At 41.5% G+C, this 14639-nt stretch carries 18 protein-coding genes; 15 read left to right on the forward strand and 3 right to left on the reverse strand.

Going from position 1 to position 14639, the window contains the following annotated elements; translation table 11 throughout:
• Positions 1–164: 164 nt before the first annotated feature.
• Genes M2369_RS01745 through M2369_RS01780 form a run of 8 tightly spaced genes read left to right on the forward strand, consistent with a single transcriptional unit; the run spans position 165 to position 5182 of the window.
• Positions 165–686 (forward strand): YqeG family HAD IIIA-type phosphatase, encoded by a 522-nt coding sequence (locus tag M2369_RS01745; RefSeq protein ID WP_008356191.1) that lies wholly within the window; start codon positions 165–167, stop codon positions 684–686.
• A 2-nt stretch (positions 687–688) separates the two neighbouring features.
• On the forward strand, positions 689–1789 hold the full coding sequence (yqeH, locus tag M2369_RS01750) for a ribosome biogenesis GTPase YqeH (RefSeq protein ID WP_007501357.1): 1101 nt from the start codon (positions 689–691) through the stop codon (positions 1787–1789).
• Between the two features lie 21 nt (positions 1790–1810).
• Entirely contained in the window at positions 1811–2653 is an 843-nt protein-coding gene (gene aroE, locus M2369_RS01755; protein ID WP_259253322.1) for a shikimate dehydrogenase, read from the forward strand.
• Positions 2647–2937 carry a ribosome assembly RNA-binding protein YhbY gene (gene yhbY / locus M2369_RS01760; RefSeq protein WP_008342507.1) on the forward strand — a complete coding sequence of 97 codons (291 nt, stop codon included), beginning with the start codon at positions 2647–2649 and terminating at the stop codon, positions 2935–2937. Before aroE ends, yhbY begins: the two co-directional genes overlap by 7 nt.
• A 13-nt stretch (positions 2938–2950) precedes the next feature.
• Positions 2951–3520 carry a nicotinate-nucleotide adenylyltransferase gene (locus tag M2369_RS01765; protein ID WP_024718805.1) on the forward strand — a complete coding sequence of 190 codons (570 nt, stop codon included), beginning with the start codon at positions 2951–2953 and terminating at the stop codon, positions 3518–3520.
• The gene (gene yqeK, locus M2369_RS01770; protein ID WP_259253323.1) at positions 3510–4073 is read left to right on the forward strand and encodes a bis(5'-nucleosyl)-tetraphosphatase (symmetrical) YqeK; all 564 of its coding nucleotides are present in this window, start codon (positions 3510–3512) and stop codon (positions 4071–4073) included. The genes M2369_RS01765 and yqeK overlap by 11 nt, the downstream gene beginning before the upstream one ends.
• Before the next feature lie 12 nt (positions 4074–4085).
• Positions 4086–4442, forward strand: coding sequence for a ribosome silencing factor (gene rsfS, locus M2369_RS01775; protein WP_008342502.1), 357 nt, complete (start codon positions 4086–4088; stop codon positions 4440–4442).
• A complete protein-coding gene (locus M2369_RS01780; protein WP_259253324.1) occupies positions 4439–5182 on the forward strand; it encodes a class I SAM-dependent DNA methyltransferase in 744 nt (247 codons plus the stop codon). Before rsfS ends, M2369_RS01780 begins: the two co-directional genes overlap by 4 nt.
• A gap of 47 nt (positions 5183–5229) precedes the next feature.
• On the opposite strand, the gene comER is transcribed toward M2369_RS01780, so the two are convergent.
• Positions 5230–6078 (reverse strand): late competence protein ComER, encoded by an 849-nt coding sequence (gene comER / locus M2369_RS01785; protein ID WP_110487673.1) that lies wholly within the window; start codon positions 6076–6078, stop codon positions 5230–5232.
• 90 nt (positions 6079–6168) lie between these two features.
• Between comER and M2369_RS01790 the strand changes: the two genes are divergently transcribed.
• From M2369_RS01790 to M2369_RS01800, 3 genes are all read left to right on the forward strand, one after another.
• Complete coding sequence (locus M2369_RS01790) at positions 6169–6798, forward strand: ComEA family DNA-binding protein (protein WP_259253325.1); 630 nt, start codon at positions 6169–6171, stop codon at positions 6796–6798.
• Between the two features lie 65 nt (positions 6799–6863).
• Positions 6864–7433: a ComE operon protein 2 gene (locus M2369_RS01795; RefSeq protein WP_008356210.1), complete on the forward strand. Its 570-nt coding sequence runs from the start codon at positions 6864–6866 to the stop codon at positions 7431–7433.
• Entirely contained in the window at positions 7426–9753 is a 2328-nt protein-coding gene (locus tag M2369_RS01800; RefSeq protein WP_041506927.1) for a DNA internalization-related competence protein ComEC/Rec2, read from the forward strand. Before M2369_RS01795 ends, M2369_RS01800 begins: the two co-directional genes overlap by 8 nt.
• A gap of 39 nt (positions 9754–9792) precedes the next feature.
• On the opposite strand, the gene M2369_RS01805 is transcribed toward M2369_RS01800, so the two are convergent.
• Positions 9793–9927 (reverse strand): YqzM family protein, encoded by a 135-nt coding sequence (locus M2369_RS01805; protein WP_008342491.1) that lies wholly within the window; start codon positions 9925–9927, stop codon positions 9793–9795.
• 238 nt (positions 9928–10165) lie between these two features.
• On the opposite strand from M2369_RS01805, the gene holA reads away from it, so the two are divergent.
• The gene (holA, locus tag M2369_RS01810) at positions 10166–11185 is read left to right on the forward strand and encodes a DNA polymerase III subunit delta (protein ID WP_017358025.1); all 1020 of its coding nucleotides are present in this window, start codon (positions 10166–10168) and stop codon (positions 11183–11185) included.
• Positions 11186–11318: 133 nt separating this feature from the next.
• Here the strand turns inward: holA and rpsT are convergent, their stop codons facing one another.
• Positions 11319–11585, reverse strand: coding sequence for a 30S ribosomal protein S20 (gene rpsT, locus M2369_RS01815; RefSeq protein ID WP_008342485.1), 267 nt, complete (start codon positions 11583–11585; stop codon positions 11319–11321).
• A gap of 198 nt (positions 11586–11783) precedes the next feature.
• On the opposite strand from rpsT, the gene gpr reads away from it, so the two are divergent.
• The 3 genes from gpr to M2369_RS01830 all read left to right on the forward strand — a co-directional run bounded on the left by gpr (position 11784) and on the right by M2369_RS01830 (position 14520).
• Positions 11784–12899, forward strand: a complete 1116-nt coding sequence (gpr, locus tag M2369_RS01820; protein ID WP_008342483.1) for a GPR endopeptidase — start codon at positions 11784–11786, stop codon at positions 12897–12899.
• A 66-nt stretch (positions 12900–12965) separates the two neighbouring features.
• Complete coding sequence (locus M2369_RS01825) at positions 12966–14174, forward strand: stage II sporulation protein P (protein WP_007501337.1); 1209 nt, start codon at positions 12966–12968, stop codon at positions 14172–14174.
• A 13-nt stretch (positions 14175–14187) separates the two neighbouring features.
• Positions 14188–14520, forward strand: a complete 333-nt coding sequence (locus tag M2369_RS01830) for a YqxA family protein (protein WP_041506928.1) — start codon at positions 14188–14190, stop codon at positions 14518–14520.
• Positions 14521–14639: the final 119 nt, after the last annotated feature.

Raw genomic sequence — 14639 nt, forward strand, 5'->3', positions numbered from 1 at the left:
AAAGCGTGATGAAATATAGGTGGATAATGTGTGTAAAATTATCCACACCTGTTGAAGGTCCTCATCATATGTCGAAAACTTTTTCATTGTATTCGATAGACAGACAAATTGTGATTTGATTCGACACAATCGCTGAAAAACCAATGGAAGAAAGGGTGCAAATTGTGCTAAAGAAGTATTTCTTACCGGATGAATTTGTGAAAAGTATTTTCCACATTTCGCCGCAAAAACTAAAAGAACGAAATGTAAAAGGAATTATTACGGATTTAGATAACACACTAGTAGAATGGGATCGTCCAAGTGCGACCCCGCGTTTAATTGAATGGTTTCAAGAGATGAAAGATCACGGGATACAGGTGACGATTGTATCGAACAATAATGAAAAAAGGGTCAAGCTTTTTTCTGAGCCGGTTCATATCCCGTTTATTTATAAAGCGAGAAAACCGATGGGAAGAGCCTTTAATAAGGCCGTCGCTGATATGCAATTGAAGAAAGAAGATGTGGTTGTCATTGGCGATCAGCTTATGACAGATGTGCTTGGCGGAAACAGGCATGGCTTCCATACCATTTTGGTTGTACCTGTTGCGGCATCGGACGGATTTTTCACGAAGTTTAACAGGCAGATTGAACGCAGAATTTTAGGAGCCTTAAAGCGTAAGGGCCACATTCAGTGGGAGGAAGAGTAATAATGGAAAAGGTTGTTTGTATTGGCTGCGGTGTAGCCATTCAGACGGAAGATAAAGATCAATTAGGATATGCGCCGGCAGCATCTCTATTGAAAGAAGATGTGATCTGTCAGCGCTGTTTTAGGTTAAAGAACTACAATGAAATTCAGGATGTATCTTTAACAGAAGACGACTTTTTAAATATTTTACACAGCATTGGCGAGACTGATTCTCTGATCGTCAAGGTCGTTGATATTTTTGACTTTAACGGAAGCTGGATTAATGGACTGAGCCGTATTGTTGGTGGTAATCCCATTTTACTTGTCGGCAACAAGGTAGATATTTTACCGAAATCCGTGAAAAAAGACCGTCTTGTTCAATGGATGAAGCGGGAAGCAAAAGAAAATGGGCTCAATCCGATTGATGTGTTTTTAATCAGTGCGAGCAGAGGACAAGGTGTGCCTGAGGTTATGGAGGCCATTGATCATTACCGTGAGGGCAGAAATGTCTATGTTGTCGGCTGTACAAATGTTGGGAAATCAACATTTATTAACCGCATTATCAAAGAGGTGTCTGGAGAAGAGAATGTGATCACCACATCCCAATACCCAGGGACAACACTTGATGCGATTGAAATCCCGCTTGATGACGGGTCTGCTTTATTCGATACACCGGGGATCATCAACCGCCATCAAATGGCGCACTATGTCGGCAAAAATGACTTAAAGATTTTAACGCCGAAAAAAGAATTGAAACCGAGAACGTTCCAGTTAAATGAAGCTCAAACGCTTTACTTTGGCGGACTGGCTCGATTTGATTATGTAAAAGGCGGCAGAACATCCTTTGTTTGCTATATGCCAAATGAACTCAACATTCATAGAACGAAGATGGAGAATGCAGATGACTTATATGAAAAGCATGCAGGTGAGCTGCTTTCACCGCCATCAAAAGAGGGAATGGAAGATTTCCCGCCGCTCGTTCCGCACACTTTCACCATCGATCAGCCAAAAATGGACATTGTCTTTTCAGGATTAGGCTGGGTGACTGCGAATGATGCTGGAAAACAAATCAAAGTGTATGCGCCAAAAGGCGTGCACGTGTTTATGAGACGTTCGTTAATTTAAATGTTCAGAGGGGGAGAGACCTTGAAACCTTTATACGGAGTAATCGGTAACCCTGTTGGCCATTCAATGTCTCCAGATATTCATAATGCAGCATTAAAGGATGCTGGAATTGATGGACATTATCATGGCTTTCAAGTAGAAGAAAACGACCTGAAAGATGCCATTAGCGGTATGAAAGCCTTAGGAATCAGCGGCTTTAACGTCACTGTTCCGCACAAGGTAGACATCATGCAGTACCTTGACAAAATTGATGTGACAGCTGAACGTCTGCGTGCCGTCAATACGGTTCGCCTCGAAAATGGTCAGCTCGTTGGGTACAATACAGATGGAGAGGGTTTTCTTCATTCATTGCTTGAAGCCTTGGATCAGCCGTTATCAGAGCTGTCATTTCTCCTGCTTGGTGCTGGTGGAGCAGCAAGAGCGATTTACACGACAATTGCTGAGTATGCACCGAAACAATTTGATATCGCCAACCGCACCATTGAAAAAGCTGAGGCTTTAATTGAAAGTGCCGATGGGAAAATCACATCTCATGCCATTGCATTAAATACAGCAGAAGAGCGGCTTGGGGAATATGATGTCATCATCCATACGACCTCGATTGGTATGTATCCGAATGTTGAAGAAACCCCCATTTCTTTAGCGAACGCAAAAAAAACAGCGGTCGTTTGTGATATTGTGTATAATCCAATAGAAACAAAGCTGCTAAACGAAGCAGCCGGGTTAGGTTTGAAAACAGTCGATGGCGTCGGCATGTTTGTTGGTCAGGCGGTAAGAGCCTTTGAACTGTGGACGGGCATTACACCTGACGCCCGAAAAATGAAGTCAATTGTCATAGAGAAATTAGGAGGAACACCATGTTAAAAGGTAAGCAAAAACGTTTTTTACGTGCGCAAGCACATCATTTATCACCTATTTTTCAAGTTGGAAAAGGCGGGGTAAATGACAATATGGTCAAGCAAATTTCCGAGGCGCTTGAAGCAAGAGAACTTTTGAAAGTCAGCGTATTGCAAAACTGCGACGAGGACAAAACAGAGGTTGCAAAAGCACTTGTAAAAGGTGCAAAAGCTGAACTCGTTCAAACGATCGGAAATGTGATTGTCCTTTATAAGGAATCAAAGGAAAATAAACAAATTAAGCTGCCGTAAAGGTGGATATGATATGAAAAAAATAGGATTGTTCGGCGGTACGTTTGATCCCCCGCATAATGGGCATTTGCTGATGGCAAGTGAGGTGCGTTTCCAAGTAGGGCTTGATGAAATTTGGTTTATCCCAAATCACCAGCCCCCTCATAAAACGGGCCGAAAACGAGCAGAGAGTCATCACCGCGTAAAAATGGTGGAAAAAGCGATTCAGACAAATCCTCATTTTCGAGTTGAGCTTATTGAAATGGAGCGGGAGGGCCCATCTTATACAGTAGATACGGTTGAGCTGTTAAAGAAGCGCCATCCTGAAGATGAGTTCTTTTTTATGATTGGAGCGGACATGGTCGAGTATTTGCCGAAATGGCACAGAATCGATGATTTGCTTCAGATGATCACCTTTATTGGGATGAAAAGACCAGGTTATGAAGGAAGTACGGCGTATCCTCTTTTGTTTGCAGATGTTCCGGCTTTTGATGTATCATCGACATTGATTAGGCAGCGAATGAAGCAGGGGCAACCTGTTGATTATTTGATTCCGAAAGCGGTTGAGTGTTATATAAAGGAGCATCATTTATATGAATCGTGAAGAAGCTTTAAACTGTGTCAAACAGCAGTTAACAGAGCATAGATATACACATACAATTGGGGTAATGGAGACGGCCATTTCATTAGCTGAACGTTTTGGTGCAGATGTGAAAAAAGCAGAGGTCGCGGCTATTTTCCACGATTATGCTAAATTTAGACCGAAAGAAGAAATGAAGGGCATCATCCAGCAAGAACAGATGAACCCTCTATTGCTTAAATATTCATCTGAGCTTTGGCATGCCCCAGTTGGTGCCTATTTGGTCAAAAAAGAAGTTGGAATTGACGACCAAGATATTTTAACAGCCATTGAATTCCATACATCCGGCAGACGGAACATGACATTGCTTGAAAAAGTGATTTATGTCGCCGACTATATAGAGCCAGGACGCCATTTTCCTGGTGTGGAGGAAGTAAGAGAGTTAGCAGAGCAGGATTTGGACCTTGCCTTGATTCAATCTTTAAAAAACACCGTCAGCTTTTTAATGAAAAAGAATCAGCCAGTTTTCCCAGATACACTTGCTACTTATAACTCACTTGTGCAAAAGAACAACTAAGGAGGAATTTTGATGGATGCATCATCAATTTTAAACATCGCAGCAGGAGCGTGCGATGATAAACGGGCAGAGGATATTATTGCCCTGAATATGCAAGGGATCTCACTTGTTGCAGATTATTTTCTTATTTGTCACGGGAATTCTGACAAACAAGTACAGGCCATTGCAAGAGAAGTGAAACACCTTGCAGAAGAAGGCGGCATCGAAGTTAAAAAGATGGAGGGCTTTGACGAAGCAAGATGGGTCTTGATTGATTTAGGAGATGTCATTGCCCATGTGTTCCACAAAGAAGAAAGAGGATACTACAATCTAGAAAAGCTATGGGGAGATGCGCCGAGAGAAACGCTTTCACTTGGCATTAACTCATGATTTATCAAGGGTTTGCAGGTGTGTATGATGAGCTCATGACACATGCCCCTTATGATGAATGGGTTCAGTGGATACAGCGGTATATCAAGCCGAATAGTGCGATTATCGATGTAGGTTGTGGAACTGGAGAAATCTCTCTTCGGTTAGCTGCAAAAGGTCACATGGTCACAGGAATTGACCTAAGTGAAGAGATGCTGGCATTTGCGCAGCAAAAAGCACAGGCTCATAAGCAGTCTATTCAATTTTTACATCAAGATATGAGAGAGCTTGAGGGGTTTGAACAAACCTTTCAAGCAGCGGTTATTTGTTGTGATTCTTTGAATTATCTAAAAAACGAAAATGACGTCAAAAAAACCTTTAAAAACATGTTTCAGCTTTTAGAGACAGATGGGGTTTTATTGTTTGATGTTCATACCCCTTATAAAATGGAAGAGGTATTTCCTGGCTCTACTTATGCCGATCAAGATGAAGAAATCAGCTACATTTGGCAGAGTGATAAAGGAGATCATCCATATTCGATCATTCATGATTTAAGCTTCTTTGTAAAAGACGGAGACTTGTATGAACGTTATGATGAAACGCACGAACAACGTACATTTCCTTTTGAGACATATGCAGCGTTCCTTGAGTCCGCTGGCTTTGAACAGATTGAAGTGACCGCTGATTTTACAAATGAAGCACCTCAGGAATGTGCAGAAAGATATTTTATTTCAGCGAAGAAACCAAAAACCATCGTTTAATGGACGATGGTTTTTTAAAACCCTTTTTTCGCTTGTTGCGAACATGTTTAATTTCTGAGATCATCAGTAAACACACTCGGTGGGTATTGATGCGCAACCGCTTCTACATCCTCATCGAACTTGTCATGAGTGTTCTGAAAAAGCTGATGGAACATATCTTGAACACCTGCATCAAGTGCTTTAATGCCCTCGCCGGTGACGCCGCCTTTTACACACACCTTCTCTTGCAGTGTCGGCAGGGTATACACCCTTTTTTCAATCAAACGGCCAAGTCCTACAAGCATATCTTCTGATAAGGTGGTGGCTTCTTCTTTTGAAATATCCGTTTCTTCAACAGCGGCTTCAATCATTTTCTGAACAAGAAAGCTAATAAAGGCAGGACCGCAGCTGACAATATCTGAGGCTGCCCGTGTGATTGAATGATGAATTTCTATTGGTGTTGAAATGCGGGAAGCGAGTTGTCTGAGCGCTGCTTTTGTCGTGACATTGCATGATGAACCAAATGTTAAAAGTGATGCGCCTGATAATGCGCGGTTGGTGATGCTTGGGATCAGTCTGGCTGTTTGACAAGGAACAATGTCTTGAAGCTGTTCAGGATGAACCGGACTTGTAATGATGACAATGGTTTGCTGTTCTTTTAAAAGTGGGCTCAGCTCTTTTAAAAGCGGATAAATATCAAGTGGTTTGACACAAACAAAGATGAAATCTTTATCCGTTACAGCTCCTGAAAGCTGTTTCGTCACTTCGACCTCTGGGTGATTCTTTTTTATATTGAACGCTTTTTCGATGGTCCGATTTGTAATGGTGATGGATGAGGGATTGACTGCTTTTGATTCAATAAATGCCTCAGTAAGTATGGTACCCATGTTTCCTGTACCGATTAACCCTATATTCAAACGTTCTCCCTCCTTAGACGCATAGGATCTGTTATCTTCTAAACAGTATGTGAAGTAGCGTGAAAATATGATTGAAAGAAGCGTGAACAAGTGAAGCAACTCATTTCGTTGAAAAAATACCGTCTTTATCTGATAGCGGGAATCATCCTCCTCCTCATCATCTGTTTCTGCTTTTTAGTAGGAAAAGAGAAAGGCAGCGCCGAGCCAAGTGTATTGAAAGAACAACATGAAACGCGGGTCACATTAGAAGAAAAACAAGAGAGTGCAGAAAAAGAGCCAACATCCATCGTAGTAGAGGTCAAAGGAGCTGTACGGAAGCCTGGCGTTTATGCATTTATGGCTGAGGACAGAGTTGAAGAAGCGATTAAAAGAGCAGGTGGTTTTACGAGCAAGGCAGATACAGTTGACATCAATCAAGCAGCAAGATTAGAGGACAGTATGATGATTTATGTACAAAAGAAGGGGGAAGGTGACAAGCAGGGACAAACAGCAGCGGCTAATACGCCGCCGGGAAATGAACAGAGTCAAGGGGTGAATGTCAATCAAGCTGATGCAGCGGAATTGCAGACCATTAACGGAATAGGCCCAGCCAAAGCGGAAGCTATCATTGCGTATAGAGAAGAACATGGAGAATTTCAGCAAATTGAAGATTTGCGGAATATTTCGGGTTTTGGAGAGAAGACCATTGAACGACTAAAAAATCAACTGACGGTTAAGTAGAATTGACGGTATAGAAGAAAGGCATGTACACTTAATACCATACATCATTCTGGAGGGATCAGCTCGTGGAGAGAATTTCATGGAATCAATATTTTATGGCTCAAAGCCATCTGCTTGCTTTGCGAAGCACCTGTGAGCGGCTAGCTGTTGGGGCAACGATCGTAAGAGACAAGCGCATCATCGCAGGTGGATATAATGGATCCATTGCCGGCGACGTACATTGTGCAGATGTAGGATGCTATGTCATAGATCATCACTGCGTTCGTACAATCCATGCGGAGATGAACGCTATTTTACAATGTGCCAAATTTGGTGCACCAACGGCTGATGCTGAAATATATGTGACGCATTTTCCTTGCTTGCAGTGCTGTAAAGCGATTATTCAAGCAGGTATTCGAACAGTGTATTATGCGAAGGATTATAAAAATCATCCATATGCTGTTGATTTATTTGAACAGGCCGGAGTTCAAACAGAACAGGTTGAACTAGATGAGATGATTATTGACTTAAAAAACCAAGAAAAATTAGCCTTTGTTGCGGATTTAATAGGCAAACTAAGTGAATCAGGACTTAGCGAAACAGAAATTCGTCAAATGCATGAAAAGGCGAATCAATTATTTACTTCCTATGTTTAAGTATTTGCCGTTCGGGGCGATTTCAGCAGCTGTTGGAATTGCTCTGGCCGCATATCATCTTCATTTGTATTTTCTCCTTTTTCTTCTTGTATGTCTTCTTTTCAGTCTGCTGAAAAAAACACCCCAGCTCTTTCTAATGGTCAGTTTGTGTGGAATGATCTATATGCTCATTTTTATGGTGCATCAGTCTTTTGAAACGGATCATCCTGTACAAGAAAAAGCATTTTCTGATTCGGTTGAGATTGAAACGATTCCGAAAATAGATGGCAATCGCTTTTCAGCGACTGTTTCATCAGAGAATCGTCGACTAGCGGCATTTTATACGATTCAAACGGAGCGTGAAAAAGAAGCGCTAAAAGATGTTGGGCCAGGTATGAGCTGTCATATGACAGGTGAGATGCGGTTGCCCAAACATGCAACCATACCGAATGGCTTTCAATATGATCAATTTCTAAAAACAAAAGGCATTGATGCTATTTTCCTAACGCAGTCTATGAAAAGCTGCACGAAACATGACAGCTCTTCACATTACCTTTCATCTATTAGGCAGAAGGGGTTGAAATTTCTAGAAGATCACGTTCCGAAGAGTTCTGTTGGGATTGTGCAGGCACTTATTTTTGGCGATCGTGATTTAATAGACCCTGATACATTAAGAGATTATCAAATGCTTGGCATCATTCATTTATTAGCCATTTCAGGACTTCATGTTCAAACATTGCTCGCTTGTCTATTTTGGTGTCTACTCCGCGCTGGCGTGACAAGAGAGACAGCGCGTATTCTTTTATTATCCTTTTTGCCGGTTTATGCTTGTTTAACAGGTGCTGCACCGTCTGTGTTAAGAGCCTGTCTCATGGCTGGAATTTATTTAGTCATCACAAGCCTGCCAAAAGAAATGAAACAGCCTTCTGCGGTCGTGTTAAGTGCAGCGTTCTTGCTTTTATTAGCCATTCAACCACTTTATATATTTGATGTCGGTTTTCAACTGTCATTTGTGGTGACCTTATTTATTTTGCTATCCACTAGTATTTTATCAAAAGCAAAAAGTTCGGTGATGCAGTTATTCCTCATTTCCTTGATTGCACAGCTTGCTTCGCTTCCTGTTCTTTTATATTATTTTCAACAATTTTCCTTGCTGAGTGTTCCTTTAAATATGATGTTTGTTCCTTTTTATACAATGGTTGTCATGCCTCTGTCCTTATTCTTTTTTCTTTTATCTATCATTTATCTTCCGCTTGGACAAACACTGTTTCAGCTGCTTGATTGGGTGATCCAGTTTAGTCATCAATTGTCAGCACATATGGCTGCTTACGATGGTCTTACTCTGATTTTTATGAAATCGACATGGTGGCATGTTCTCCTAGAGGTTTCCTCCATTGTTTTTCTATTCATTGTGATGGAATGTAAAACTTCTATCAAATCTTATTTTGTGCCGATTTTGATTCTCATTTGTGTGCTGGCTGTACACTATTTCACGCCGAATTTTCTTCAAAAAGGAGAGGTCACGATGTTAGATATAGGACAAGGGGATAGTTTGTTTATTCAGCTACCTTATCGAACCGGGCATATATTAGTCGATACAGGAGGCAGACTTTCTTTTGAAGAAGAGCCATGGAAAAAAAGACGTAAAGTATCTACAATTGGGGATCAAACGCTTATTCCATTTTTGCATTCTAAAGGCATAGCAAAACTTGATGTCCTCATCCTTACCCATGCAGATCAAGATCATATGGGAGAAGCGATGCGGTTAATAAAGCGAAATAAAGTCAAACGTCTTGCAATCCCAAAAGGCTTTGCTCGAAATCCAGAGGATGCGCAGCTTTTAAAGGAAGCGGCTGATCAAAGGATTCCTATAGATGAGTTAGAAAGAGGGGATCAGCTGAGAATTGGAGGACAAAAATTTGACGTTCTGCATCCCGCACGTGACCAGGTGACGAGTAAAAATAATGATTCACTGGTCCTCACCTTTACGCTTGGCGGCAAGCGTTTTATGCTGACTGGGGATCTTGAACAAGAAGGGGAACGAGACATCATTCAAGCTTACCCTGAGCTACGAGCGGATGTCTTGAAGGTTGGGCATCACGGGAGTAAAGGATCAACAAGTGAAGAATGGCTTCAGCATTTGAACCCGTCATATGCACTGATTTCAGTAGGTGAACGAAATCGGTATCACCATCCTCATCAAGAAGTTTTGAAAAAATTAAATGATCATCAAACAAAGGTGTATCGTACAGATATCGATGGAAGTGTGACCTATGAATTTCTTGAAGAGGATGGAACATTTTACGCTCATCCTCCATATGATATCTTACAAAATCAATAAAAAAACTGCCAAAACGGCAGTCATCTTGCATTCATGTAGTTAAGATCCAACGAGGTGTATCACTGTTGCCAAAATAAACATTGAGGCGAAAAATCCGAATGTGACGATAAAACCAACAGCTGAGTCGGTCACATCATTCCGCTTGCTTTGAACATTCTTTTCAAATTCATTCATTTTCATCCCTCCTGGCTATTTTTAGTATACTTGAACTCATTTGGAATTGCTAGAAGGTAAAGTAACCGTTTTCCGTTTTCATGATCATTTTGTGAATATCGTCTGACTGTAAGCTGACCCGGGAGCTTACGTGAGACGTTTACTATAAATGAGGAGGCGGCACTTTCAGCTTCCTCTTTACTAATGTCTCTACACACTTTAGGATAGAGGAGGAAGTGAAAGAGAGGGATTTAAGCGAATGGTCTTTGAGGTATGGAACAATTTAAAAAAAGGGGATATCCATCCCGTTTATTGCTTATATGGAAAAGAAACGTATTTACTTCAAGAGACAGCTGCAAAATTGAGACAAGCTGTCGTCGACGAAGAAACAAAGGATTTTAATTACTCTGTCTTCGATATGGAAGAGGTGCCGCTTGAGCAGGCTGTGACGGACGCAGAAACATTTCCGTTTATGGGAGAGCGGCGTCTCGTTGTGATCAAGAACCCTTATTTCCTCACTGCAGAAAAGAAAAAAGAAAAGATTGAGCATCAGCTTTCTGTGTTAGAAGCTTATTTAGAAAAGCCAGCACCCTATACGATTCTCGTGTTATTAGCGCCATATGAAAAACTGGACGAACGTAAGAAAATCACCAAATTGTTAAAAAAGAAAGCGGCTGTGGTTGAGGCGAAAGAGTTAAATCCGAAAGAAACAACGGATTTCACCATCACATTAGTGAAAACAGAAGGAAAAACAATCTCGGCTGAAGCGGCAGAACAGCTTGTCATGTTATGTGGCGGGAGCCTGTCCTCACTTTTTCAAGAGGTTCGAAAGCTAAGTACATATATTGGGCAGCGAGAGGAAATTGAGCTGGCGGATGTCAATCAGCTCGTTGCACGAAGTTTGGAACAGAATATTTTCGAACTGATTAACCAAATCGTGAACAGGCGCCGGTCTGAAGCGATGCAAATGTTTTATGACCTCCTAAAGCAAAATGAGGAACCCATTAAAATATTGGCACTCATTTCAAATCAATTTCGGTTGATATTGCAGACAAAGTACTTTGCTCAGCAGGGATACGGGCAAAAACAAATTGCGTCAAACCTGAAAGTCCACCCATTCCGGGTCAAACTCGCGATGGATCAAGCAAGACTGTTTTCAGAAGAAGAGCTAAAGTACATCGTCAAAGAGCTCTCCACGATTGATTATGAAATGAAAACGGGTAAAAAGGACAAGCAGCTATTATTAGAATTGTTCCTGCTTCGGTTATTAGGGGCTTGAACATAAAAAAACGACCTTCTCAAAAGAGGGTCGTTTTTGTTTAGATGTATAATTGCCAGTCTGTCCTTAGGCTCGGCCGTTCAGGACGGACGTACAGTTAAACAGGTGCCTCATCACTGAGGCGTTGCAAACATTATGCAGAAAGTCCGTTTACTTGTTTCGCAAGTCTTGATTTGTAACGCGCAGCTGCGTTTTTGTGTACAAGACCAGTTTTAACGGCTTTGTCAATGCGTTTTGCAGCAGAAGAAAGAGCAGCTTTTGCTTGCTCAGCATCGTTGTTAGCTACAGAAACTTCAACTTGTTTAATCGCAGTACGCATCGCAGACTTGATTGTTGCGTTGTGTGCACGGCGTTCGTTATTCGTTTTTGTACGTTTGATCGCTGATTTAATATTTGGCATGTGTTTCACCTCCTAAGATACAACCTAAACACAATTGTCTTAAGGTTAAATCTTCACAATAGAACAAATTGTATTCTATCAAACACACCTTTAGAATGCAATATAAATGTAAAGTATTTTTCATTGATGAAGCGCTCGAATGTTTCTTGAAAGAGATGGAAAGACTACTGTTAATTACTTGATGGAAGGAGCCTTTTCATGAAGAAACAGAAACTCGATTTAAGCGCTTATCAAATCCGGACCGATTTGGCCGTTGAAACAAAAGAGATACTAGAACAAGAGAACGATCCGAATGTGGTCAAAAAGGACGGTATTCAAGGAATTGTTGAGAAGGAGAAGGAAGAGCACGGCATCCGCATTCGCACTGTGGAGATTACGACAGAAGGAGAAGAGTTGACCGGAAAAAAGGCAGGGACATACTTGACGCTTGAGGCGCAAGGAATTCGGGAGAAAGACTCTGAGATGCAAGAAAAAGTGGTCGAAGTTTTTGCCCATCATTTTGCTCAGTTTTTAAAAGATCACGGCATTCAGGCTGATGCGAGCTGTCTTGTCGTAGGACTCGGAAACTGGAATGTCACGCCTGATGCTTTAGGGCCGCTCACAGTTGAGAATTTGCTGGTGACACGCCACTTATTTGAATTACAGCCTGAGAATGTGCAGGAAGGCTATCGCCCGGTGTCTTCACTATCGCCTGGGGTCATGGGACTGACTGGTATAGAAACAAGTGACATTATACAAGGTGTCATTGAACGATCTAAACCAGATTTTGTGATCGCCATCGATGCACTAGCTGCACGTGCAGTAGAACGGGTGAATACGACGATTCAAATTTCTGATACAGGTATACATCCAGGATCGGGTGTCGGAAATAAACGAAAAGAATTAAGCAAAGAGACCTTGGGGATTCCTGTCATTGCCATTGGTGTACCGACAGTGGTCGATGCAGTGACGATCGCAAGTGACACGATTGATTACGTGTTAAAGCATTTTGGTAGAGAACTGAAAGATGATAGACCTTCCCGATCTTTAGTACCAGCGGGTCTGACATTTGGGAAGAAAAAAGTGCTGAATGAAGAAGATTTGCCAGATGATGAAACGCGTCAATCCTTTTTAGGAATCGTCGGAACGCTTCCTGAAGAAGAAAAAAGACAGTTGATCCATGAAGTGCTTGCACCGCTTGGACAAAATCTAATGGTCACACCGAAGGAAGTGGATACATTCATTGATGACATGGCGAACGTACTCGCCAATGGGTTAAATACAGCACTTCATCAAAAAATCTCTCAAGACAACATGGGTTCTTATAATCATTAATCAGTTCTACTTTCTCTAGCTCGCTCATAGTGTAATTACTAGAAAGCGTGCTGGAGGGAGTAAATCATGAAAAAAAGACCTCGCCGTCCTCGACAATTGGTCGTTGCGATTAATGGAACAAAAGTAGTGAAGAGTATTTTTTTGTTTATTGTCTCTCTGGTGGTTGTGTTTGTCATGTCAGGGGCTTTGACGTCTTTAAAACCTGAGCTTAGGCCTCAAGCATCATTATATGGTGTGGCAGATGAGCTGTCAGGGGCATTCTTTGCAACTCTAATGGGGATGGAAAATCAATATTTTGCCTCAGCAGTCCCTGAAGATCAAAAAGGATTTCATTTCTCCGGGCTGTCACTCAAACTTGCCACAAGTATCAATTTAGAAGACCCCCGCAGTTTTCTAGGAAGAGAGCTGCCAGGCTTTGAACATTTTGATACAAAAATCATCCTAGCAGGTGAAGGTACAGACTATACGAATATGCCAATGGAATCGCCGCCTCCAAGTGAAGTCATCAAAGATGAAAAAGAAGCAAATCTAGCTGAGCTGGACAAGCTTGATGAAGATGAACCGAAAACGCCTGCAAAAGAGCCTGACCAGTCGACAGGAAAACGAAAGGCTGTGTACATTTATCACACACATAATACGGAATCATATTTACCATTTTTAAAAGGAGAAACAAACCCAAACAATGCGCGCCACTCAAAAGTGAACGTCACCCTTGTCGGGGAGATGTTTGGTAAAGCGCTCGATCAGCAAGGAATTGGCAACACAGTGGATAAAACAGAAATCGAAAAAAGACTGCTGAAAAAAGGGTTGAAGTACCCACAATCGTATAATGAATCCAGATTGGTTGTAAAAGAAGCTCTCGCTAAAAATGATGACTTAGATTACTTAATCGATATTCACCGGGATTCAAGAAGAAAGAAAGATACGACAGTAGAAATCAAAGGCAAGAAATATGCGAGAATCGCGTTTGTTGTAGGGAAGAAGAATCAAAGCTATGAGAAAAACTTAAAGCTGGCGACAGAGTTCCACCATTTGATGGAGAAAAAATATAAAGGACTTAGTGTCGGTGTGTTTGCCAAAGGAGAAATTGGTGATAATGGAATCTATAATCAAGATTTATCTGACAAAGCCCTCCTATTAGAATTTGGTGGTGTGGATAATAATATGGAAGAACTGAAAAACGCATCCAATGCAGCAGCTGATGTGTTCAGTGAAATTTTCTGGGACGCAGAAAAGGTAGACGGCAAAGCAAAGGATGAGAAAAAACGGTCTTAAGGTGGTGGAGGACATGGGCTCATTTATCGGAAAAACCATTATGTTATCGCTCGTATTGCTATTCGGTGTCTTTTTAGGAATGCAGCAAGCCAATAATGGCATGCTGCAAATGAAAGGGTATCATGATCCGCAATTAAAAGGGGCCTTCACTGTGCAAACGAATGATGATCAAGAAAAAGAAGCTTCTATCCTCGGAACAGCTGTCACACAAAAAGACTTAGCAGAAAAACAAAAGCAGCTAGAAGAAATGGAGAGCTTTAACGCCTTCTCTAAGGCCGGAAAAGCATTATCAGATGGTATGACGCATGCAGCCCGTACACTTTATGATTGGGTGAATGGTAAATAAACTGTAGTAAGCATCATGTTGGATGTTATTTCATAAGATATCACACCTTTTCGCAAAAGCCGCTAACCGATGAGCGGCTTTTCTTGATTTCGATTGAATCTTTACAGCCCTATTGATAT

Origin of the sequence: Bacillus sp. JUb11 (assembly GCF_024807925.1) — a bacterium.
GTDB classification, from domain to species: Bacteria; Bacillota; Bacilli; order Bacillales; family Bacillaceae; genus Bacillus; species Bacillus altitudinis.